Here is a 20960-nt window from a genome sequence, read left to right as displayed (position 1 = left end):
CGGGACAAGCCCGGCCATGACGGCTGTGGTTGTTACTCTTCGTCGGCCTCGAGCTCCGCGAGCTCGGCGCCTTCGGCGACGATATCGCCGACCTTGCACTTCAGCGCCTTGAGCGTGCCGGCGAACGGGGCGCGCAGGGTCTGCTCCATCTTCATCACTTCGAGCGTGAGGATCGCCGCGCCCTTCTCGAGCTTCGCGCCCTGCTCGGCGAGCAACGCCACCACCGTGCCGGGCAGCGGCGCGACGATCTTGTCCTCGCCGACCGCCTCCTCGCTCTCGCCGCCGAACGGATCGACCAGGTGCAGGTCGAACCGGCCGCTCTTCGTGCGGACATACAACTCGTGTCCCTCGACCACCGCGGCCACGCGCGAGCGCACGCCGTCCAGCAACACATCGATGCCGTCGCCGTTCGCAGACCAGGCGAAGGCAAGCCCGCGGCCGTCGATGGTCAGCGTCGAGGCGCCGCCGCCATAGCTGAGCTGAACTAGAGTGTCGGTGTGGTCATGCCCCTGCCCGCGCCGGAGCAGGAAGCTGCGCTTGCGCCGGCCGACCGGCATCCAGCCCGACGACCGCCATGGTGACGGCGCCTCGGCCTTCGCCGCCTCGTCGTCGCTGCGCAGGATGGCCGCCACCGCAGCGGCAAGTTCGAGATCTCCGAGCGTTTCCGCTGTCGCGGTCAACTCGGCGAGATGCCGCTCGATGAAGCCAGTGTCGATCGCGTTGGCGCGGACGTCGGGATGCGTCACCAGCGCCGACAGAAACGGAATGTTGGTGGTGACGCCGCGGACGTCGGTCTCGTTGAGGCCGCGGTCGAGCCGGTCGATCGCCGCCGCGCGGGTCGGCGCCCAGGCGATCACCTTGGCGAGCATCGCGTCGTAATACGGCGATACGCTGTCGCCGTCGCGATAGCCGGCGTCGATGCGCAGGCCATCGACCTCGGCGGGCGTGCGCCACGTCGTGATCCTGCCGACCGACGGCATGAAGTTCTTCGCCGGGATCTCGGCATAGACCCGCGCCTCGATGGCGTGGCCGTTGAGCCGGAGTTGATCTTGCTTAAGCGGTAGCTCCTCGCCGAACGCAACGCGCAGCTGCCATTCGACGAGGTCAACGCCGCTGATCAGCTCAGTGACCGGATGCTCGACCTGCAGGCGGGTGTTCATCTCGATGAAAAACACGTCCTTGCCGTCGGAGACGAACTCGATGGTGCCGGCGCCGACATAGTTGACCGCGCCGGCCGCCCGCCGCGCCGCTTCGCACACCTTGTCGCGCCCGGCTGCGTCGAGCGTCGGCGACGGCGCCTCTTCGATCACCTTCTGGTGGCGGCGCTGCAGCGTGCACTCGCGCTCGAACAGCGACACGAGATTGCCGTGACTGTCGCCGACGATCTGCACCTCGATGTGGCGCGGATTGTCGACGTATTTCTCGATCAGCAGCGTGTCGTCGCCGAACGCCGCCTTGGCCTCGCGCTTGGCGCTGGCGATCGCGTCGGACAACTCCTCCGCCTTGCGCACCACCCGCATGCCGCGGCCACCGCCGCCCGCCGAGGCCTTCACCAGCACCGGGAAGCCGATCTTGTCGGCGGCTGCAGACAACGTCGCGTCGTCCTGCGCCGCGCCGTGATAGCCGGGCACCAGCGGCACGCCGGCCTTTTCCATCAGCGCCTTGGAGCCAGACTTCGAGCCCATCGCGGTGATCATGTCCGGCGTCGGCCCGACGAACACCAAACCGGCATCGGCGCAGGCCTGCGCGAACTCGGCGCTCTCCGACAGGAAACCATAGCCGGGATGCACCGCCTCGGCCCCGGTCTGCCTGGCGGCCTCGATGATCCGCGCGATATTCAAGTAACTGTCGGCCGCCTTGGCCGGGCCGAGCAGCACGGCCTCATCGGCCTCGCTGACATGCTGCGCACCGGCATCGGCTTCGGAATACACCGCGACGGTCCGCAGCCCCATGGCACGCGCGGTGCGGATAACGCGGCAGGCGATCTCGCCGCGGTTGGCGATCAGCAGCGTGCGGAAGCGACGATACAGGGCTGGGTTGGTCATCATCAGATCCTGCTCATCACATCCGGAACAGGCCGAACCTGGTCGGCTCGATCGGCGCATTGCTCGACGCGGACAGCCCGAGCCCGAGCACCAGCCGGGTGTCGGCGGGGTCGATCACGCCGTCGTCCCACAGCCGCGCCGTCGCGTAGTACGGGCTGCCCTGCGTCTCGTACTGCGCGCGGATCGGCGAGCGAAATTCCTCTTCCTCCTCCGTGCTCCAGGCCCCGCCCTTGGCCTCGATGTTGTCGCGGCGCAGCGTGCTCAGCACCATCGCGGCCTGCTCGCCACCCATCACCGAGATCCGCGCGTTCGGCCACATCCACAGGAAGCGCGGCGAGTAAGCGCGGCCGCACATGCCGTAATTGCCGGCGCCGTAGGAGCCGCCGATCACCACGGTGAATTTCGGCACGTTGGCGGTCGCGACCGCCGTCACCAGCTTGGCGCCGTCGCGGGCGATGCCGCCGGCCTCGTATTTCTTGCCGACCATAAAGCCGGTGATGTTCTGCAGGAACACCAGCGGAATGCCGCGCTGGCAGCACAGCTCGATGAAATGCGCGCCCTTCAGCGAAGACTCGCTGAACAGGATGCCGTTGTTGGCGATGATGCCGACCGGGAAGCCCCAGATATGGGCGAAGCCGCAAACCAGTGTGGTCCCGTAGAGCTTCTTGAACTCGTCGAACTCCGAGCCGTCGACCACACGCGCGATGATGTCGCGTACGTCGAACGGTTTTCGCTGCTCCGCCGGCACGATGCCGTAGAGCTGCTCAGCCGGATACAGCGGCTCGCGCGGCGGGCGTATGTTGAGCGCTGCCCGCTGCGGCGGCTTCAGCGTGCCGACGATTTTTCGCGCGATGCCGATCGCATGGGCGTCGTTCTGCGCGTAGTGATCGGTGACGCCGGACTGCCGCGAATGCACGTCAGCGCCGCCGAGTTCTTCCGCGCTCACCACCTCGCCGGTCGCGGCCTTCACCAGCGGCGGGCCGCCGAGGAAGATGGTGCCCTGGTTGCGGACGATGATGCTCTCGTCCGACATCGCTGGCACATATGCTCCGCCCGCGGTGCAGGAGCCCATCACCACCGCGATCTGCGGAATGCCCTGTGCCGACATGTTGGCCTGATTGAAGAAGATCCGGCCGAAATGCCGCTCGTCCGGAAAAACCTCGTCCTGCTGCGGCAGGAAGGCGCCGCCGGAATCGACCATATAGATGCACGGCAGATTGTTCTGCCGCGCGATGTCCTGCGCCCGCAGATGCTTCTTCACCGTCAGCGGATAGTAAGTGCCGCCCTTCACGGTGGCGTCGTTCGCCACGATCATGCACTCGCGGCCATTGATCCGGCCGACGCCGGTCACGATCGAGGCCGAGTGCACGTCGCCGCCATACAGGCCGTTGGCGGCCAGCGGCGACAATTCGAGGAACGCGGTGCCGGGATCGAGCAGCAGGTCGACGCGATCACGGGCGAGCAGCTTGCCGCGCGCGGTGTGCTTGGCGCGGGCCGCGTCCCCGCCGCCGCCGGCGACGGCGGCGAGCTTGTCCTTCAGCTCCGCTACCAGCGCGCGCATGGTGTCGCTGTTGCGCGCGAAATCGGCCGAGCCGGGATCGATCTTGGAGTGCAGGGACATGGCGTTTCCGGCAGTTTTCATTCGCTTCGGGCGAAGCGATTGGGCGCATGGTGTCATCCCGCGGGCGCGGGACGCAACCCTAACCTCTCCGTCATCGAGGTGGATACGGAGGCTAGCGATGCAAAACGTGGTCGGCTTGTGCCGAGAGGTCGGCGGAGCGGAACGCCGGTCCTGCCGTCAGCGGCACGATCCTCGGCTTTTCGGCCGGCGCAGACCGCGCCGGCCAAGCCTGGTCGCAGCGCTCAATCAGTGCGTCCACGGCTCCGGACGGCGGAACGCAAAATTGTCCGCATAGGCGGCGCGGCGACGCGCGGAGGGCTTCGGTTCGATCACTTGGTATGGGATGCCCTCGCGCTCACAATAGGCGATGGCTTCCTCGCGGGTGTGGAAATGCAGGCTGATCTGTTGCTGCATGTCGCTGGATGAGGTCCAGCCCATCAGCGGCTCGATCAGCCGGGGCACTTCGGGCTCGTAGTCGAGCTGCCATTCCCGCGTCTTCGCGGTCCCGGACTGCATGGCGTTCTTGGCGGGCTTGAAGATTCGTGCGGTCATCGAAGGTTCTGGCCTGTCAGCTGCGGCATTGAGGTGGTTTGGTCAAAGCGCGGCTCATCGTGTAACGTTCCGAGGCGCGACCGTCGTCAGGCCGCGCACCTGTGATGCCTCGCTTGGCGATTTTCATTCCTGATTGGGTATATTCCGTCCCCGGCGTCGTGACAATCGAGCAGTCCTGGACCACATAGGCTTCCGAACAAAGACGGACGAACCGCCTCATGCAAATTCAGGCCATTCTGCCCGGAAAAGGGCGCGACCTGCGGCTGGACCTGTTCCGAGGAGTCGCCAACTGGGCGATCTACCTGGATCACATCCCCGACAACGTGGTGAACTGGATCACCACCCGGAATTACGGCTTTTCAGACGCCGCCGACCTGTTCGTCTTCATTTCCGGCTATACCGCCTCGTTCGTCTACGCCAAGATGATGCTGGAGCGCGGCTTCATCGTCGGCGGCACGCGCCTGACCAAGCGCGTCTGGCAGCTCTACGTCGCCCATATCGTGCTGTTCGTGATCTACATCGTGGCCATCGGCTACGTCGCGCAGCGCTTCAGCGATCCCGACATCATCAACGAATTCAACGTCGCGGGCCTCGTCGACAGCCCGATCGAAACGCTGAAACAGGGACTGCTTCTGAAGTTCAAGCCGGTCAACCTCGACGTGCTGCCGCTCTACATCGTGCTGATGGGGCTGTTTCCGCCGGTGCTGTGGCTGATGCTGCGCCGGCCGGACGCGGTGATGATCGCCTCGTTCGTGCTGTACTTCGCGGCCCGCCACTACGGCTGGAACCTGCCCGCCTATCCGGGCGGCAGCTGGTATTTCAACCCGTTCTGCTGGCAGCTGCTATTCGTGTTCGGCGCTTGGTGCGCGCTCGGCGGCACGATGCGGTCGCGCTCGATCATCAACTCCACCGCGATGCTGTGGTTCTGCATCGCCTACATGCTGTTCGCGCTGGTGATGACGATGGCGGGCAAGTTCCCGGCGTTCGGCGATCTGCTGCCGGTCTGGCTGAACGACGCCTTCAACCCCAACGACAAGACAAATCTCGCCCCCTACCGCTTCCTGCACTTCGCCGTGCTGGTGGTGCTGGTGGTGCGGTTCGTGCCGAAGGACTGGAAGGGGCTGGAATGGCCGGTCTTCGATCCGCTGATCAAATGCGGCCAGCAGTCGCTGGCGGTGTTCTGCGTCGGCGTGTTCCTGTCCTTCGTGGCGCATTTCGAGCTGCTGCTCAGCTCGGGCTCGCTGCTGGCGCAGATCATCGTCAGCATCGCCGGCATCACGCTGATGACCATCGTCGCCTATTACATCACCTGGTCGAAGCAGCAGGATAAGCCGACGAAGCCAGCCGCGAAGGCGCCCGCCGCGCAACCGGAAGGCATGGCGGCGCCGGCCTCGTCGGTCGCAGCCGCCGACATCGAGGCAGCGCCCGGCACTGCCCCCGCGGCCTCGCTGCCCTCAGCGGGGACTGCCCGGAGCTGAGCGGGGTTACGTGCGGCGAGACGACTGGCGTGGGCCGGGCCCAAATGGGCATGGTCGGGGCAGCTGGATTCGAACCAACGACCTGCAGTACCCAAAACTGCCGCGCTACCAGGCTGCGCTATACCCCGGGCCGTGTCGATGCGCGGTGGATACACGCTTCAGCGCAGCCGGACAAGCGGCGGCTTCAGCGGCCTTTGAACATCGGGTGGCCGACCCGGTCGCCGGGCGCGATGCCGAGTTTCCTGGCGGTGCCGCCGATCACCTCGAGCACGCCGGTCACCGGCCCGCCCGATGGGATAATTTTGGTCGACAGCGGCTCGGTGTTCTCGGCGATGCGCAGGATCCGGCCGTCCGCCTGAATGAAGATCATATCGAGCGGAATGTAGGTGTTCTTCATCCACATCGACACCGGCTGCTCCGGCCGGAAGTCGAACAGCATGCCCTGCCCGTCCGGCAACTCCTTGCGATACATCAGGCCGGTCTCGCGCTCCTTGTCGGAGGTGGCGATCTCGACGGTGAAGACGTGCACGCCGGTCTTGCTGGCGATCTCCAGCGTCTCGATTTTGGCCGCGGGCGCTTCTGCCGCCGTGAAGGCGCAGAGCATCAGCACAGCGGCAAACGCGCTCCAGGCGCGGGTCCATCCAAGTCGAAAGCCAGTCATCGGGCAGCCTGTTTGTATGCGGGGAATGATCGGCCGACCCTAGCCCGGCCACGCTGCCCAATGCCAGAGCGCGTAGCACAGATCCGCGATCGCGGCGTACGGCGGATCACAAGTTGGGGATGGCCAACTCGTCTATCTGACGAGCACTGCTGAGCGATACCTCTCCCATCGTCATGCCAGCCTTGTTCCGGGCATCCACGCGTTGCCGCGGAAGATGAGAGCAAGGGGGTGGATGGCCGGGAGGAGCCCGGCCATGACGGACTGAGAGGTTCCCGAATAACAGATTGCGTGCTGCGCGTGATGCCAGTGCGTGGGACCGCGCGGTTCGTCCGGCGAAAGCGAACTCAGTGCGACGACAGCCCCGGCGCGCCGTTTTCGGGCTGGATCTCGGCGGCCATCATGCCCTTGGAGCCGGGTCCGAAACGCACCAGTACGTATTGGCCCGGGCGGAGCTCGGTCATGCCGTAGCGCCGCAGCGTTTCCATGTGGACGAAGATATCCGGCGTGCCCTCGCCGCAGGTCAGGAAGCCGAAGCCGCGCAGCCGATTGAACCACTTCACCTGCGCACGCTCCAGTCCGCTGGTGGGCGTCACGCTCACATGCGTGCGCGGCGGCAGCATCTGGGCCGGGTGGATCGCGGTCGACTCATCCATCGAGACAACACGGAACGCCTGATAGCCTTTGGCGCGCTGCATGCACTCGACGACGATTCGCGCACCTTCATAGGCTGTCTGGAAACCGTCACGGCGCAACACCGTGACGTGTAGCAACACGTCGGCGGAACCGTTGTCGGGAACGATGAAGCCGTAGCCCTTCGACGCGTCGAACCATTTGATCACGCCGGTGATTTCGACGAGGTTCGCGGACTCGCCGAGGCCGGTGAACGAGCTGCCCATACTATCGCGGTGCGTGTACTCTACCACTGGCCGCCCGGCACCGATTGCCGGCATACCGCCCGGCTTCTTGGACTCAAATCCGTCCGACCCCATGACCCCGGACCCCGTACGTCAGATCAATTGTTGTCGTCGCTTGTGCGACGCCAATGATCCGCGGGCCTCAGTTCCGTCACTAATCGGGATACACCGCCGCGAATCTCTTGATTCGAAGATAACATCCCGATGCCGGTGGCAAAGACAAAAAACGTGCGGCGCTACGGCTATGAACAGGGTTGATTACCTGCGAATCATACGGGCACTCAGTTGCCGACGAACGGTCCCAGCGTATCGCCGATGTCGTGCCGGATCACCAGATCGGCAATCTCGTCCTGATCAGTCGGCTCGTTGTTGATGATTACCAGCTTGGCGCCGGACTCTTTTGCCAGCATCGGGATTCCGGCAGCCGGCCACACCACCAGCGACGAACCGATCGCCAGAAGCAGGTCGCAGTTTTGCGCCAACTCCGTGGCTCGGCGCATCTCGTCCGGCGGCATCGCTTGGCCGAATGAAATCGTGGCGGTCTTCACCGGCTCGTCGCACGCCGTGCAATGGGGCGCATTGCCGGTGCGCTCGAACCAGTGACGTACCCAGTCGAGCTCGTGACGTTTGCCGCAACCGATGCAGCGCGCGTAGGTGGTGTTGCCGTGCAGTTCGATGACATCGTGCGACGCAAAGCCGGACGCCTGATGCAGGTTGTCGATGTTCTGCGTCACCACCGCGGGAATCTTTCCGGCCTTGTACAGCGCAGCCAGCGCGCGATGGCCGCGGCTGGGCCGCGCCGCCGCGAAGGTCGCTTCCATCGCGAAGCGGCGCCGCCATGCCTCGTCGCGCGCGTCCTGCCGCGCCACGAACTCCTCGAACGGGATTGGACTGTTACGGGTCCACAGCCCGCCGGGCGATCGGAAATCCGGAATGCCGGACTCGGTCGAGATACCGGCGCCGGTGAACGGCACGATTACGGAGGCGTGCGCGATCATGTCGCCGAGTTGGTCTACTCCGCTACGAAGGTCGGTTGCGATCATGGCTGCTGCATTCTGAAAATTCGTCCATCGATTGGACGCGCTTCGCTGCGCGGCGTCGTCTCGCCTGCACACGATGCACGGGGCCGGAGCCGAACGGGGCGAAGTCGAAGCGGTTCCCCATGCATCAATTCGACCCCACATTTTTTTGAATTGCAACCGCGCGGCGCCGCGCCGATAGTCGGAGCGTCTCTACGGATGACCTCCCCCGAAAGAGCCCCGTGCCCTCCAAGGCGGGGCTCTTTTTCGTCGGCCGGCTTTGTCTGTCGAACGCGGTCTCCGCGCGATAACGATTTATTCGCCGCATTCCCCTGCACGCGATGGTCGACACCCGACGGGCTCCGCAGCACTGCTGCGGGGCCCGATGTCTTTGGGCCGCCCACACGCGGCTCCCGTCAGGAGCGTTGCGGAACACCACGCGCAGCTGTGCGCTTTCTATCGGGCCGCTTTCGGCGCAAGATCGCCCCTCATTCCCACCACGGAGACGACACCCCAATGCGTTACCTGCACACCATGCTGCGCGTCCGGAAGCTCGATGCAGCGCTGAAATTTTTCGGCGACGCGCTCGGCCTCAAGGAGGTCAATCGCATCGACAATGACAAGGGCCGCTTCACCCTGGTGTTCCTGTGTGCGCCCGACGACATGGATCTGGTCAAGCAGTCGAAGGGCCGCCCCGCCCCGACGGTCGAACTGACCTATAATTGGGACGAAGAGAACTATGGCGAGGATCGCTATTTCGGTCATCTCGCCTATGAGGTCGACGACATCTATGCGACCTGCGAGCGTCTCATGAAGCTAGGCATCACCATCAACCGCCCGCCGCGCGACGGGCAGATGGCGTTCGTCCGCTCGCCCGATCTGCATTCGATCGAATTCCTGCAGAAGGGCGCGGCGCTGGCGCCGCAGGAGCCGTGGCTGTCGATGCCCAACACCGGCCACTGGTAATCACTTCGCGTGCGGCCGATGGTTAGCCCGGTTGCGCAGTCATAGATGGAAATGTTCCACCATCGCTAGGTTTTAAAACTGAGCAGCCTCGCGGAACCAGCCCATCAGGATGGCGTTGGTTGGGAAATTAACGGAGGCTGACAGATGGGACGCGGACTACTTCTCTGGATGCTGGGTGTACCGATCCCGGTGATCATTCTTCTCTGGCTGTTCTTCGGTCGCTGATCGGAGCTGCGGAGACGACAAAAGGCCCCGCATCGTCGGGGCCTTTTTGTTGTGAAGTGCCTGACGACGAGCGCCCGGCACGCGCGCTCTCAGCTGACGAACTTGACGCCGACCGTGGTGCCGCGCCGCCAGATCACCTCGCAATTGCGCCCGGTGCGCGCGTCTCGCGAAAACGCCAGCCGCAGCTTGGGCCCGAGCGAGATCGCGTCCGCCATCGTCAGCTTGGCTCCGGTGGCCGACAGATCGACCACCTCGCATGGCCTTGCGGCGAATCCGCCGTCCAGCGTGATCCAGCCGCTTTGCCGCACCGATCGGCGGACTTCTCTCTTGGTGCGCTCTTTAGCCATCACGTACTCCGTTACACCCGGGTCTAGGCCCCCGTTCTTGAAAAAATCGTTGCAAAATTGATCGAAAAACCAGGGTATCCCCCGTTGTTGGCGCGACGGACTTGCCCACCCGGAAAAACGCCACTATACGTTCGCCCGCTGCTGCCGCCGCGACCATCGGCACGGCAGTCGCAACCTCAGTCGCTCGGCACATCGTGTTGATCAGGCTGCTGTTTGCGCAAACGACCAGGCGTTCCGCCGGCCCGCATCCGATTCCGGATCGCAAGCCGGACGGCTTCGCTCCCTTCGTCTATCGGTTAGGACGCCACCCTTTCACGGTGGAGAGAGCGGTTCGATTCCGCTAGGGAGCGCCACTTCCTGCAGTCAGGCGCCGCCTCAGACCTCCCTCTCGATCATCCCGCGCTCGTCACTACCCCGTTCGAACGTCTGATCAGCCCTCGGCGAATATGGGATCGTGGCCGGCGATCGGGATGTAGCGCACCAAACAGACCGCCACCGCGCCGTGATACCCAGGCGCCCGGGCCGTTTCATTGCTGACAAATTCCAGCGCGTAGCCGGTCCGCGTCACGCCGCCGAACAGGCGCAGCGTGCGATCGCACGTCGACGGACCAAGCGATGAAGCGCCGGCCGGTGCCGACATCGCGAGTAGACTGGCCGGATCGACGACTTCCGGCTTGTGTTCGTCACGCAACGGCACAGGCTGTTCGAGGTCTTCGGGAGGCGGCACGATCTCGATCGGCTTCGCCGCGCCTCCGATCAGGTCGATGCGTCGGCTGCGCGGCTGATCCGAACTGGTCTGGGCTGGCGCGGCGGGTCAAGGCCGATTGCAACCATGAAGATGACGACGGCCCACGGCGGTCAGCACGCCGAGGCAAACCGGCAGGGCCAGGCGTCGAGCCCCGCTCAGCGGATCAACGGCTCAGTGCCGAGCGGCCGCCGGCGCCGTTTCCGGCATCAGCAGCCAATACGGCTCCGGACCGCTTTTGACCGCATAGCGATCGACCTGGCCGCAGCTGGCACATTCGAAGGTGCGCAGTTCGTGGATGCTCTCGATCGGAGCGATCCGCGCCAGCGCCATGCGATCGCCGCACTCCGTGCAGGACGGACGTCGCGCCCATACCATCGCCATCTCCCATGCTCGCGAATCAGTCGCCGATCAGCTTTTCAGCTTCGATCTTGCCGCATTCCAATCTTCGAATGTTGAGGAAAAACAAGCGCGCCACCGTTTGGGTCAGGGCAGCCCGGTAAATTGAAAGTTAACCGGGCCGCGTAGCGACTGGCCGTGGCAGATCGGTATCGCGATGCGTCGGCTGATACCGGCGAAGATTCTGCACCGCGTCACGTTTCAGAGGTTATGCTGTGCGGGTTGAGCAAGCAGGAGAGTCCCATGACCTTCTCGAATGATACCGAGCGGCTGCAGGCCGCTGTCGAAGACACCATCCAGAAGCATTGGAAAGCGTATCTGATCGAGGGCATTCTGCTGCTGGTCCTCGGCTTCGGCGCGATCCTGCTGCCGCTGTTGGCGAGCCTGACGATCACCATCCTGCTCGGCTGGCTGTTTCTGATCAGCGGCGTCGCCGGCCTTGCCTTCAGCTTCTGGGCGCGAAAGGGGCCGGGATTCTGGTGGTCGCTGATCTCGGCGATCATCGCGGTCATCGCCGGCATTGTGCTGATTGCGCAGCCGGTGCAGGGCGCCGTTACCCTCACCCTCGTGATCGGCGTCTATTTCCTGGCCGAAGGTGTCGCCACCATCATGTACGCGCTCCAGCATCGCGGCCGGCTGTCGGAGCGGTGGGGCTGGATGCTCGCCGCCGGCGTGCTCGACATCCTGGTGGCGTTCATCATCATCTCGGGATGGCCGGGGACGGCTGCCTGGGCCATCGGCCTGCTGGTCGGCATCAACCTGGTGTTCGGCGGCACATCGCTGATCGCGATGGCGCTCGCCGCCCGTAACAAGGCCTGATCGACGGCAGCAATCTGCCGCGGGTCAGCAGCCGCGGCAGATGCTCTTGATCTTGCGATCCAGCGCCGCATCCTGCGGGTCGACCTTGTCGATCGAACTGGCTGGCTCGTTGACGTCGTCACGCCGCGGCTGCCGATGGCCGATCGGGGCCTGCCCGGTGACGCGCTGATCCGAGGATAGCGCCGGAGGCACGCTGGGATTGGCGGGGCCGCCAAGACCACCGGCGCCGCCGCTCATTCCGCCCGCGCCGCCGCTCATGCCCCCTGAACTAGCTCCTCCAGCTCCACCGGAGCCGGACTGCGCCAAGGCAGCGGCGCCGCCAGCGAGCGTCAGGATCGTGGTGGCGATGATGAATATCTTCATGGCAGTCTTCCTTTTCACCGCGGGCGCCCGGAGACGGCATCTCTCCGTTCTTAAGCGCCCGGCCATTCGGCGGGGCAACTCGGTCCCCGCCTGCCATCTTGTTGCCCGCGGCCAACACGGGCATGACCTCAGCATCAACGCAGATCTTCCGCAGCGGTTGCTCGTTTCGGCTTGCGGCCCACCGTCGCTCAGCCCGGCTCGGGCGGATACAGATGCACGTCGCCACAATAGTCGGCGACATGATAGCGCGAATCGGCGCCGGTTCCATCCGCGACATCCAAATAGTTAGGGCCGACCGGCGCCTTGCCGTAGCCCCCGGGAATGTCGAGCACGTATTCCGGTTGGCATAGCCCGGAGACGCGGCCGCGCAGCGCGCGCAACAGTGCCTGGCCTTCCGCCAGCGTCGTGCGGAAATGGGCGGTGCCTGGCGCAAGATCGGCGTGGTGCAGATAATACGGCTTGATCCGGCATTCGACGAAGGCGCGCATCAGCGCCTCGAGCGTCGCCGCATCGTCGTTGACGCCGCGCAGCAGCACCGACTGGCTGACCATCGGAATGCCGGCATCGATCAGCCGCGCGCAGGCGGCGCGCGCCGCCGGCGTCAGCTCGCGCGGATGGTTGGCGTGCAGCGCCATCCACACCGTCTTGCCGGGCACACGCAGTGCCTGCACCAGCGCCGCATCGATCCGCGCCGGATCGACCACCGGCAGCCGCGTATGGAAGCGGATGATCTTGAGATGCGGGATGCTGGCGAGCTCCGCCATGATCTCGCCCAGCCGGCGCGGCGACAGCACCAGCGGGTCGCCGCCGGTGAAGATCACCTCCCAGATTTCCGGATGCGCGCGGACGTAGTCCAGCGCCGCTGTCGTCGCCTCGCGTGACAGCGCGTTGTCCTTGCCCGGCCCCACCGTCTCGCGGCGGAAGCAGAACCGGCAATACACCGCGCAGACATGCACCAGCTTCAGCAGCACGCGGTCGCGGTGCCGATGCACGATGCCTTCGACCGGCGAATGCGCTTGGTCGCCGATCGGATCGTCGCGCTCGATCGGCAGCGACACCAGTTCGTCGACATGCGGGACGTATTGCCGGGCAATCGGGTCGTTCGGATCATCAGGGTCGATCAGCGCGGCGACATCCGGCGTCACCGCGATGGCGTAGCGCTGCGCGACGCGGTCGAGATCGTCACGGGCTTCTGCAGACACCAGCCCCCGCGCGACCAGCTCCTCCGCGCCTCGAAGCGTTGCGGCGGCTGCCGACGGCAGGCGTTCGACCTTGCTCATGACGCCTCGCTCGCTGGCGGCGTCCACACCACCTGATCGACGCTGCCGGCGCCGGTCGCCAGCATCACCAGCCGGTCGAAGCCGAGCGCAACGCCGCTCGCCTCCGGCATCTGCGCCACCGCCGCGAGGAAATCCTCGTCGAGCGGATAGCGCTCGCCATAGCGGCGCTGCTTTTCTTCCATATCGGCGGTAAAGCGCAGCCGCTGCTCGGCCGCGTCGGTGAGTTCGCCGAAGCCGTTGGCGAGTTCGACGCCGCAGGCATAGACCTCGAAGCGCTCGGCGACGCGCGGGTCGCCGGCCTTGGTTCGCGCCAGCGCCGCTTCCGGCGCCGGATATTCGTGCAGCACGGTCAGCCGCCCTTCCCCGAGCCGCGGCTCGATATGTTCGACCAGCACCTTGCTGAAGATGTCCGACCAGGTGTCGTCCGCCGTGACGCGCACCTTGCTGTTCGCCATGCGCGCCAGCGCGTCGCGTTTGCCTTGGCCGCCGTCGATCGTCGCGAGCAGATCGATGGCGGCGAAGTGCTCGAACGCATCGGCAACCGTCAGCATCTCGGGCGGCGCCAGCGGGTCGGCGCTGCGGCCGCGATACGCGAACGCGGCGATGCCGGTGGTGCGTGCCGCCAGCGCGATCAGCGCGACGCAATCGGCGATCACCGCCTCGTACGGCTCGCCGGCCCGGTACCATTCCAGCATGGTGAATTCCGGCAGATGCAGCCGGCCGCGCTCGCGGTCGCGGAACACGCGGGCGAATTCGAAGATCCGCGTTTCGCCGGCGGCCAGCAGCTTCTTGCAGGCGAATTCCGGCGACGTCCGCAAAAACAACGTCCGGCGCTCGCCATCGCCGCCGAGCAGTTCGGTCTTCGGTGCGTGCAGATGCGTTTCATTGCCGGGCGAACGCTGCAGGATCGCGGTTTCGACCTCGGCAAAATCCGCCGCCTCGAACCAGCCCCGCATGGCTGCCGTCACGCGCCTGCGCGCGCGCAAAAACGGCTGGCGGTCCAGATACCTGGCAGGGTCCCACCAGGGCGAGGCAGCGGCCTGGGCGTGCATCTCAAGTCGATCCCGCGAAAAAGCGCAAAACGCTGGCATAAGCGGGGCAAATGAGTATGTTGCGGCCCGAAACCGCTTCGCAGGCCTCGGGATACCAACGCCCGGATCGGGCCCCGACCTGAACCACAGGAAACATTCCTTTGAGAGTCATCGCCAGTTCTATTCGCAAGGGCAACGTCCTCGAGCAAGATGGGAAGCTTTACGTTGTCCTGTCGGCCGAAAACATCCATCCCGGCAAGGGCACTCCCGTCAGTCAGATCGAAATGCGCCGAATCAGCGACGGCGTGAAGATCTCGGAGCGCTACAAGACGACCGATCAGGTCGAAAAGGTCACGATCGAAGAGCGTAACTACACCTTCCTGTATGAAGACGGCGAAGGCTTCCACTTCATGGAGCCCGAATCCTTCGACCAGGTCCAGGTCGCCAAGGATGTGGTCGGCAATGCCGCGCCGTATCTGCAGGAGAACATGGTGGTGAAGTTGTCGATGCACGACACCACCGCCGTTGCCATCACTTTGCCGCAGCGCGCGACGCTCGAGGTCGTCGATACCGAGCCGGTCACGAAAGGCCAGACCGCTTCGTCCTCCTACAAGCCGGCCATGCTGTCCAACGGCGTCCGCACCGCCGTCCCGCCGCATATCGGCACCGGCACCCGGATTGTGGTTCTGACCGAGGACGGCTCCTACGTCGAACGCGCCAAGGACTAAGGTTTCACCTCATCCGACACGATCGAAGCCCGCCGGCCCGGCGGGCTTTTGTCGTTTAACCAATCGCATCAACCCTGTAGCGCCCCCGACTTGGCCAATCGCCTAAAATATCGCTAGACTTACCTCCTGCACGAACAGGAGGCACAACGCGGTGCGCACTGCGGCGGTTGGTCGGAGCGGTCGGCGAGGACGGATTGGCTTACCGCTTCTGCTGCTTGCGGCTCTCTCTGCATCGCCTGTGCAGGCCGAAGAGTTCAGCACGCCAGCGCTCACCGCGCTCCGGATCGACTGGCCTGCTGCGCTCGATCAACTTCGCACCGAATTCGCCCACTCGCCTGCCTTTGCAGCCAATTTCGGCTTCGATATCCGCCGTGACATGCGCGCCGACGATAGTCGCTCCCCGGCATTGGTGCGGCTCAATGCCATCACCGGCCTCCTCTATCCGGCGATCGGCCAAAGCGCCGTGCCGGTCCTGCTGCCGCTCGATGCCGCCGCTTTGCTGGCGCAGGATCCAGACCCGAACACCGAGAGCGCAGCGCTGCCGGGCGCGCAAGCCGGCTTTCAGGCGGCGATGTTCGACGCCGGGCCAGCGGGTTACGACGCCGTGTTCACGCTGGACGGGAACTTAGGCAACAGCCTTCCGGCGCGGGTCTTTGCCCGGCCGGTCGAGATCCAGATCACCGGCTCAAATCTCGTCTACGACATCGCCGATCCGCTCGGCGGCAAGGGCGAGCCGGTCAAGGACCTCGCCGCGCAATATCCCGATCTGCGCCGCTTCATCCGCGAAGGCCATGTTCGTTACGCCTTCAGCCGGTTCGGCGCCGCCTATGTGGTGTCGGTGCAGTGCCTCGACTCGGTGCCGAAGCCGCGCCGCCTCGCCTGCCGCGAAGCCTACCCGGTCGCGAAGCGGTTTCTCGGCGCGCTGCGCCTCGCCGGCGGCATGCCGCAGCGCCAGCTACGCGACATCGCCGCGATGCCGGCCGATCGCCCCGTCGCAAACTCCCCCGACTTCACCTATTGGCCGAGCGGCGAACTCATCCCCGGCTCAGGCTTCCGCAAGCAGGACGGCCGGCCGGACTCGACCGTCTACGCGCAGATCCGCTTTCCGATCGCGCAAACTCCGGCCTATGCGCGGTCGCAATCCTACACGCCGCGAGCGGAAAGCGGCGCCAACGGCCCGTTCGCCTATCCCTGGCGCGACAATTTCTGCGAAAGCCGCAGCTTCGGGGTTGGCCAGTGTGCAATGGGGTTTGGCCATCAGGGCCAGGACATCCGGCCCGGCTCGTGCCAGCCCGAGCAACGGGGCTGCGACGTCAAGCAACAGGGCGTCGTCGCGGTGCGCGATGGCGTGCTGATCCGCTCGTCCAAGCAGCAGGCGGTGACGCTGCTGGTCAACACCGCACGCGAGCATATTCGTTTCCGCTACATGCACATGGATCCGGTGCAGCTCGATCGCGACGGCGTGCTCGACGGCCGCCGCGTCGCCGAGGGCGAACGCTTCGGCGTCGTCGGCAATTATCTCGATTTTCCGAACGGCACGACGCGCCATCTGCATTTCGACGTGCAGGTGTTCACGCCGGATGGCTGGCTGTGGGTCAATCCCTACACCACGTTGGTGGCGTCCTACGAGCGGCTGATCGGCGGACGTGGCCGCGATCTGACGCCAACTCCGCCTGCGCCGGCGGTGGCGCGCGCAGGACAGGACAGCGCGCTGCCCTGAACTTCGATCACTCCGGGGCTGTCTGCGGCACAAATACCGTTACGGCCTTCCGCAGCTGGGAGAACTGCGCCGGCGTGAACGTCACCAACTCGCCATCGGCGTTGACCGGGCGCGGCTTGCGAGTGCGTACCTCGAACGACGTCCCTGTTGCTGCACGCACCTCCTGCCACAGACCGTGGCGGCCACGGCGGAAGTCATAGGCGAGGGCTAACAGTTTCCAGACGCGGCCGACCTCGAGCGAGTAGAGATCCAGTTGGCCATCGTCGATTTCCGCATTCTGTTCGACCGCCATGCCGCCGCCGTAGTAACGCCCGTTCCCGACCGCGATCTGCATCGTGCGCACCCGCACGGTGCCGTCCTCCGATACGATCGACGCACGAAACGGCCGGGCCCTGCCGAGCACCTTGGCGGCGGTGAGCGCGTAGCCGATACGGCCGAATTTGCGTTTGATCTCGCCGCTGAGTTCGCGCGCCAGATCGGCGCTCAACCCTACGCTGGCGACGTTGAAAAACTTGTGGCCGTTGACGTCACCGACATCGATCTGCTTGCAATGCCCGGCGGCGATCACATCCGCCGCTTCTTCCATGTCGAGCGGCAGGCCGAGCGACCGCGCGAGATCATTGGCTGTCCCGGCCGGGATGATGCCAAGCGGCAGCTTGGTCTTGACCACGGCTTCAGCGACCGCATTCAACGAGCCATCGCCGCCGGCCACGACAATCGCCTGCGCGCCCTCGGCATGCGCCTCGATCCAGGGCCCGACCTCGTGCCGGCTGCAAGGTGCCGACAGCACCAGATCGAAGCCGGCGGAGCTCAGCCGCGCGCCGGCGAGACCGATCGCCTGTGCACCCGAGCGGCTACCGGGATTGACCACGACCAGCAGGCGCCGTGACGACACCGGCTTCACAGCGATCCGTCCTGCCGAACGTCGCCCAATGATGCGAATGCGAGATTTCGCACAAGGTCGGGCTGTCGATCGATCGGCATGATTTTGGTCCGGTGGGAGACAAGGTAGGTCGCACACCAATTGGGCTTGCGGTCAAACGACGCAAGGGCAACTTCGACGGCATTGTGACGCGCTGCCGCAGCGGAACTTTCTTCCGGCAGCGTGACTCGGCGAACCGGAAAGCGCGATCGTTTTGGCGAGTTGGCGCGAAGCAGCTAGACTGCGCGGCATGATTTGGCTCGAATCCCGCTCTCACCCGACCCGCCGCCGCCTGCTGCAATCCGCGCTCGGCGCGGCGGCCCTGTTGCCGTTCGCGGCGCATGCCGCCCCAGCCGGCTTCGACGATTGGCGCGAACGTTTTCGCGCCCGCGCACTGGCCAAGGGCATCACTCCGCAGACCTGGGACCGCGTGATGAGCCGGCTCGAGCCGGACATGAGCGTGTTCAAGAATTTCCAGAAGCAGCCGGAGTTCAACGAGCAGCTCTGGCAGTACATCAACCGCCGCGTCTCCGACTGGCGCATCACCAATGGCCGTGAAGCGCTGAACAAGAACCAGGCGCTGTTCGGCCGGATCGAACGCGACTACGGCGTCGAGCGCGGCACGCTGCTGGCGTTGTGGGGCGTCGAGAGCGCCTACGGCGATCCGTTAGTTCAGCAGAACCATATGCGCCTGGTGTTTCCGTCGCTGGCCGCGCTCGCCTGGAACGAGCCGCGCCGCAGAGCCTATTGGGAAACCGAGCTGATCAACGCACTGAAGATCGTCGACAAAGGCTGGTCGACGCCCGAGGAGATGCGCGGCTCCTGGGCCGGCGCCATGGGACACACCCAATGGATGCCGGAAGTCTGGCTCAATGTCGGCATCGACTACGATCGCGACGGCCGCGTCTCGCCATTCGGTCGGCCCGATGACGCGCTCGGCTCGACCGCGAAGTATCTGGTTAATCGCGGCAAGTATCATCGCGGCGAGCATTGGGGCTACGAAGTCCGCGGCCCCGGCGGCGCAATTAGCGGCAGCCGCTCCTATCTGGCGTGGTCGCGCTCCGGAGTGACAAGAGTCGACGGCGAGCCGTTCCCGGATCCGCAGGCCAGCGCGACGATGTGGGTACCGGTCCAGGGCGGCCCGCAATTCCTGCTCGGGCCGAACTTCTACGCGGTGCGCAGCTACAATCCGTCGATGAACTACGCGCTGGCGATCTGCCATCTCGGTGATCGCATCCTCGGCGCCGGCCCGTTCGCGCAGCCGTTCCCCGGATCCGAGCGCGCGCTGACGCTCGCCGAGATTCAGGAGATGCAGACCAGGCTGACCCGCGCCGGCTTCGACACGGGCGGCACAGACGGCAGGGTCGGCAACGACACCATGAAGGCGGTACGCGACTTCCAAAGCCGCGCCGGCCTCTTGCCGGCCGACGGCTATGGTGGCCTGAAGGTGCTGGCGCGTTTGCGCCAGGGCAACTAACCCCGAAATCGATGCGACATCATTGGACATGGCACCGGGTGAAGGCGCTGGCGCACGAGGAGTGGCGTGCGCTCATCACCATCAATCCGAGCGACCGGCCCTGGCAGATGCCGGCCTCGGTCGCGCTGGCCGCCGGCGTGCCGATGCTGATCGGCGCGTATTTCGATCATCTCGACTATGGCCTGATTTCGTCGCTCGGCGGCATGGCGTTCCTGTATCTGCCGCGCACGCCGCTGCATCACCGCATGGTGACGATGATGGCCTGCGCGTTTGGCTTTCTCGGCTGCTACGTCGTCGGCCTGGTGGTGCATCTGCTGCCGTTCCTGCTGGTGCCTGCGCTCACGCTCGTTGCCGTTCTGGTGACGATGGTCTGCCGCTACTATCGGGTCGGACCGCCGGGCAGCCTGTTCTTCGTGATGGCCGCGTCGATCGCCGCCTACACGCCGAGCGACCTCCTGCAGCTGCCACTGAAGGCCGGCCTGTTTGCGCTGGGAGCGCTGTTGTCGACCCAGATCGCGTTCGTGTATTCGCTGATCGCGCTGCGGATCCGCACGCCGGCGCCGGTCGAGCCGCTGCAGCCGTTCGACTTCGATACTGTCGTGCTCGACTCGGTGCTGATCGGCGCCGCCGTCGGCGTTGCCTTGGCGATTGCGCAGGCACTGCAGCTCGACCGGCCCTATTGGGTGCCGGTGAGCTGCCTCGCGGTGATTCAAGGGATGTCCATTCGCGCGATCTGGAATCGCCAGCTGCATCGCATTCTCGGCACCGCGATTGGCCTCGGCGTCGCCGCTGTGCTGCTGGCACTGCCGCTGGAGAAATGGAGCATTGCGCTGTCGATCATGACGCTCAGCTTCGTGATCGAAATGGCGGTGATCCGCCACTACGGCTTCGCGGTGATCTTCATCACGCCGCTGACGATCTTCCTCGCCGACGCGGCCTCGCTCGGCCATGCCGTGCCCGGCGCGATCATCCAGGCGCGTTTCATTGACACCGTGCTCGGCTGCTTCATCGGTCTGGTCGGCGGAATCTTGCTGCACAATGCGAGCTTCCGCGCCGCGGTGGGGCCGGTAATCCGTCGGCTGACCCCACTGGCGCTACTGCCCGGCCGAACGCCGCCGCAACCTTGACCGGATCGGCCAAAAGTCCGAATGCAGATCGGCGAGCCGCATGGGATACTCCCCGCCTCCGCCCGCATTGCCGAACTTGTCGCTGGATCGCGCCGTGACCGACGTCCGCCCGCAGGCCGAAACCTTTCAGGCTCCGCTCGAGGAGATCGTCTGGAACACCGCGTTCCGCCGCGGCTTCGCCGAAGCCCGCTCGGGCCGTCTGCCGCGCTACGACGACGAAGTGATGTTTCAGGACGGGCTGGCCTGGGTCTACGAATGGGGCCGGCAATTCGCGTTCCTGGCCCCGACCGACCTAGCGCTGGTTCTGCCCGACGAAGGCGCGCTGAATCCGAAGGCCGTGGAGCTGTTTCGCGAGAAGATCATGCAGGGCGAGATTTGTACGTAGGACTTCTCGCGTCACATCCCACGGTCGTCATGGCCGGGCTCGACCCACTGCTGTCCGGCTTAGTTTTAGTGGACAAAGCGCATGGCGTTGATTCTTCTGTATTCCGAGCGTCTGGCAACGTTTCGGGACACGGGAG

21 protein-coding genes and 2 tRNA genes are annotated in these 20960 nt (G+C 65.4%); 9 read left to right on the top strand and 14 right to left on the bottom strand.

The window, feature by feature from the left end; genetic code table 11:
• Positions 1 to 32 precede the first annotated feature (32 nt).
• The 3 genes from D4Q52_RS19645 to D4Q52_RS19635 all read right to left on the bottom strand — a co-directional run bounded on the left by D4Q52_RS19645 (position 33) and on the right by D4Q52_RS19635 (position 4218).
• Positions 33 to 2045, bottom strand: coding sequence for an acetyl/propionyl/methylcrotonyl-CoA carboxylase subunit alpha (locus tag D4Q52_RS19645; RefSeq protein WP_349627418.1), 2013 nt, complete (start codon positions 2043 to 2045; stop codon positions 33 to 35).
• 16 nt (positions 2046 to 2061) lie between these two features.
• Entirely contained in the window at positions 2062 to 3666 is a 1605-nt protein-coding gene (locus tag D4Q52_RS19640) for a carboxyl transferase domain-containing protein (RefSeq protein WP_119858341.1), read from the bottom strand.
• A gap of 246 nt (positions 3667 to 3912) precedes the next feature.
• Positions 3913 to 4218: an ETC complex I subunit gene (locus tag D4Q52_RS19635; protein ID WP_119858267.1), complete on the bottom strand. Its 306-nt coding sequence runs from the start codon at positions 4216 to 4218 to the stop codon at positions 3913 to 3915.
• A gap of 218 nt (positions 4219 to 4436) precedes the next feature.
• On the opposite strand from D4Q52_RS19635, the gene D4Q52_RS19630 reads away from it, so the two are divergent.
• Positions 4437 to 5696, top strand: coding sequence for an OpgC domain-containing protein (locus tag D4Q52_RS19630; protein WP_119858266.1), 1260 nt, complete (start codon positions 4437 to 4439; stop codon positions 5694 to 5696).
• Between the two features lie 51 nt (positions 5697 to 5747).
• Here D4Q52_RS19630 and D4Q52_RS19625 read toward each other — a convergent pair.
• The 4 genes from D4Q52_RS19625 to D4Q52_RS19610 all read right to left on the bottom strand — a co-directional run bounded on the left by D4Q52_RS19625 (position 5748) and on the right by D4Q52_RS19610 (position 8314).
• A tRNA-Pro gene (locus tag D4Q52_RS19625) sits at positions 5748 to 5824 on the bottom strand.
• Between the two features lie 56 nt (positions 5825 to 5880).
• Positions 5881 to 6357, bottom strand: coding sequence for a DUF192 domain-containing protein (locus D4Q52_RS19620; protein ID WP_119858265.1), 477 nt, complete (start codon positions 6355 to 6357; stop codon positions 5881 to 5883).
• A 344-nt stretch (positions 6358 to 6701) separates the two neighbouring features.
• On the bottom strand, positions 6702 to 7346 hold the full coding sequence (locus D4Q52_RS19615; protein WP_119858264.1) for a cold-shock protein: 645 nt from the start codon (positions 7344 to 7346) through the stop codon (positions 6702 to 6704).
• Positions 7347 to 7552: 206 nt separating this feature from the next.
• Positions 7553 to 8314 (bottom strand): SIR2 family NAD-dependent protein deacylase, encoded by a 762-nt coding sequence (locus D4Q52_RS19610; RefSeq protein WP_119858263.1) that lies wholly within the window; start codon positions 8312 to 8314, stop codon positions 7553 to 7555.
• 492 nt (positions 8315 to 8806) lie between these two features.
• On the opposite strand from D4Q52_RS19610, the gene D4Q52_RS19605 reads away from it, so the two are divergent.
• Positions 8807 to 9256 (top strand): VOC family protein, encoded by a 450-nt coding sequence (locus D4Q52_RS19605; protein WP_119858262.1) that lies wholly within the window; start codon positions 8807 to 8809, stop codon positions 9254 to 9256.
• Between the two features lie 314 nt (positions 9257 to 9570).
• Here the strand turns inward: D4Q52_RS19605 and D4Q52_RS19600 are convergent, their stop codons facing one another.
• The gene (locus D4Q52_RS19600; protein WP_119858261.1) at positions 9571 to 9828 is read right to left on the bottom strand and encodes a PilZ domain-containing protein; all 258 of its coding nucleotides are present in this window, start codon (positions 9826 to 9828) and stop codon (positions 9571 to 9573) included.
• 278 nt (positions 9829 to 10106) lie between these two features.
• Between D4Q52_RS19600 and D4Q52_RS19595 the strand changes: the two genes are divergently transcribed.
• A tRNA-Glu gene (locus D4Q52_RS19595) sits at positions 10107 to 10181 on the top strand.
• Between the two features lie 77 nt (positions 10182 to 10258).
• Here D4Q52_RS19595 and D4Q52_RS19590 read toward each other — a convergent pair.
• Both D4Q52_RS19590 and D4Q52_RS19585 read right to left on the bottom strand, forming a co-directional pair.
• A complete protein-coding gene (locus D4Q52_RS19590; RefSeq protein WP_147407825.1) occupies positions 10259 to 10555 on the bottom strand; it encodes a hypothetical protein in 297 nt (98 codons plus the stop codon).
• A 192-nt stretch (positions 10556 to 10747) separates the two neighbouring features.
• Positions 10748 to 10957 carry a hypothetical protein gene (locus D4Q52_RS19585; protein ID WP_234831259.1) on the bottom strand — a complete coding sequence of 70 codons (210 nt, stop codon included), beginning with the start codon at positions 10955 to 10957 and terminating at the stop codon, positions 10748 to 10750.
• Positions 10958 to 11215: 258 nt separating this feature from the next.
• On the opposite strand from D4Q52_RS19585, the gene D4Q52_RS19580 reads away from it, so the two are divergent.
• Positions 11216 to 11791: an HdeD family acid-resistance protein gene (locus tag D4Q52_RS19580; RefSeq protein ID WP_119858259.1), complete on the top strand. Its 576-nt coding sequence runs from the start codon at positions 11216 to 11218 to the stop codon at positions 11789 to 11791.
• Positions 11792 to 11815: 24 nt separating this feature from the next.
• Here D4Q52_RS19580 and D4Q52_RS19575 read toward each other — a convergent pair whose 3' ends face one another.
• The 3 genes from D4Q52_RS19575 to epmA form a co-directional block, all read right to left on the bottom strand.
• Positions 11816 to 12154, bottom strand: coding sequence for a hypothetical protein (locus D4Q52_RS19575; RefSeq protein ID WP_119858258.1), 339 nt, complete (start codon positions 12152 to 12154; stop codon positions 11816 to 11818).
• Positions 12155 to 12342: 188 nt separating this feature from the next.
• On the bottom strand, positions 12343 to 13434 hold the full coding sequence (locus D4Q52_RS19570; RefSeq protein WP_119858339.1) for a lysine-2,3-aminomutase-like protein: 1092 nt from the start codon (positions 13432 to 13434) through the stop codon (positions 12343 to 12345).
• Positions 13431 to 14486, bottom strand: a complete 1056-nt coding sequence (gene epmA / locus D4Q52_RS19565; protein WP_119858257.1) for an EF-P lysine aminoacylase EpmA — start codon at positions 14484 to 14486, stop codon at positions 13431 to 13433. Before epmA ends, D4Q52_RS19570 begins: the two co-directional genes overlap by 4 nt.
• A 140-nt stretch (positions 14487 to 14626) precedes the next feature.
• On the opposite strand from epmA, the gene efp reads away from it, so the two are divergent.
• A complete protein-coding gene (gene efp / locus D4Q52_RS19560; protein ID WP_119858256.1) occupies positions 14627 to 15193 on the top strand; it encodes an elongation factor P in 567 nt (188 codons plus the stop codon).
• A 238-nt stretch (positions 15194 to 15431) separates the two neighbouring features.
• Entirely contained in the window at positions 15432 to 16913 is a 1482-nt protein-coding gene (locus D4Q52_RS19555; protein WP_425328501.1) for a M23 family peptidase, read from the top strand.
• A 7-nt stretch (positions 16914 to 16920) separates the two neighbouring features.
• Here the strand turns inward: D4Q52_RS19555 and D4Q52_RS19550 are convergent, their stop codons facing one another.
• Positions 16921 to 17817 (bottom strand): lipid kinase, encoded by an 897-nt coding sequence (locus D4Q52_RS19550; RefSeq protein WP_234831258.1) that lies wholly within the window; start codon positions 17815 to 17817, stop codon positions 16921 to 16923.
• 268 nt (positions 17818 to 18085) lie between these two features.
• On the opposite strand from D4Q52_RS19550, the gene D4Q52_RS19545 reads away from it, so the two are divergent.
• From D4Q52_RS19545 to D4Q52_RS19535, 3 genes are all read left to right on the top strand, one after another.
• Positions 18086 to 19312: a lytic murein transglycosylase gene (locus D4Q52_RS19545; RefSeq protein WP_119858254.1), complete on the top strand. Its 1227-nt coding sequence runs from the start codon at positions 18086 to 18088 to the stop codon at positions 19310 to 19312.
• Positions 19313 to 19323: 11 nt separating this feature from the next.
• The gene (locus tag D4Q52_RS19540; RefSeq protein ID WP_119858253.1) at positions 19324 to 20439 is read left to right on the top strand and encodes an FUSC family protein; all 1116 of its coding nucleotides are present in this window, start codon (positions 19324 to 19326) and stop codon (positions 20437 to 20439) included.
• 94 nt (positions 20440 to 20533) lie between these two features.
• Positions 20534 to 20824 (top strand): hypothetical protein, encoded by a 291-nt coding sequence (locus tag D4Q52_RS19535; protein WP_119858337.1) that lies wholly within the window; start codon positions 20534 to 20536, stop codon positions 20822 to 20824.
• Positions 20825 to 20960: the final 136 nt, after the last annotated feature.

Origin of the sequence: Rhodopseudomonas palustris, from assembly GCF_003591005.1 — a bacterium.
Classification (GTDB): Bacteria; Pseudomonadota; Alphaproteobacteria; order Rhizobiales; family Xanthobacteraceae; genus Rhodopseudomonas; species Rhodopseudomonas palustris_K.
Note: the sequence above shows the minus strand (reverse complement) of the source record. Positions and strands in the feature narration are given on the sequence as shown.

What these genes read in the sequence shown, in the direction of transcription:
- D4Q52_RS19630 (WP_119858266.1), top strand. Translation starts at nt 4,437, where the DNA reads ATGCAAATTCAGGCCATTCTGCCCGGAAAAGGGCGCGACCTGCGGCTG.
- D4Q52_RS19570 (WP_119858339.1), bottom strand. Translation starts at nt 13,434, where the DNA reads ATGAGCAAGGTCGAACGCCTGCCGTCGGCAGCCGCCGCAACGCTTCGA.
- D4Q52_RS19575 (WP_119858258.1), bottom strand. Translation starts at nt 12,154, where the DNA reads ATGAAGATATTCATCATCGCCACCACGATCCTGACGCTCGCTGGCGGC.
- D4Q52_RS19635 (WP_119858267.1), bottom strand. Translation starts at nt 4,218, where the DNA reads ATGACCGCACGAATCTTCAAGCCCGCCAAGAACGCCATGCAGTCCGGG.
- D4Q52_RS19605 (WP_119858262.1), top strand. Translation starts at nt 8,807, where the DNA reads ATGCGTTACCTGCACACCATGCTGCGCGTCCGGAAGCTCGATGCAGCG.
- D4Q52_RS19640 (WP_119858341.1), bottom strand. Translation starts at nt 3,666, where the DNA reads ATGTCCCTGCACTCCAAGATCGATCCCGGCTCGGCCGATTTCGCGCGC.
- D4Q52_RS19615 (WP_119858264.1), bottom strand. Translation starts at nt 7,346, where the DNA reads ATGGGGTCGGACGGATTTGAGTCCAAGAAGCCGGGCGGTATGCCGGCA.
- D4Q52_RS19620 (WP_119858265.1), bottom strand. Translation starts at nt 6,357, where the DNA reads ATGACTGGCTTTCGACTTGGATGGACCCGCGCCTGGAGCGCGTTTGCC.
- D4Q52_RS19580 (WP_119858259.1), top strand. Translation starts at nt 11,216, where the DNA reads ATGACCTTCTCGAATGATACCGAGCGGCTGCAGGCCGCTGTCGAAGAC.
- D4Q52_RS19585 (WP_234831259.1), bottom strand. Translation starts at nt 10,957, where the DNA reads ATGGCGATGGTATGGGCGCGACGTCCGTCCTGCACGGAGTGCGGCGAT.
- D4Q52_RS19600 (WP_119858261.1), bottom strand. Translation starts at nt 9,828, where the DNA reads ATGGCTAAAGAGCGCACCAAGAGAGAAGTCCGCCGATCGGTGCGGCAA.
- D4Q52_RS19645 (WP_349627418.1), bottom strand. Translation starts at nt 2,045, where the DNA reads ATGACCAACCCAGCCCTGTATCGTCGCTTCCGCACGCTGCTGATCGCC.
- D4Q52_RS19610 (WP_119858263.1), bottom strand. Translation starts at nt 8,314, where the DNA reads ATGATCGCAACCGACCTTCGTAGCGGAGTAGACCAACTCGGCGACATG.
- D4Q52_RS19545 (WP_119858254.1), top strand. Translation starts at nt 18,086, where the DNA reads ATGATTTGGCTCGAATCCCGCTCTCACCCGACCCGCCGCCGCCTGCTG.
- D4Q52_RS19540 (WP_119858253.1), top strand. Translation starts at nt 19,324, where the DNA reads ATGCGACATCATTGGACATGGCACCGGGTGAAGGCGCTGGCGCACGAG.
- epmA (WP_119858257.1), bottom strand. Translation starts at nt 14,486, where the DNA reads ATGCACGCCCAGGCCGCTGCCTCGCCCTGGTGGGACCCTGCCAGGTAT.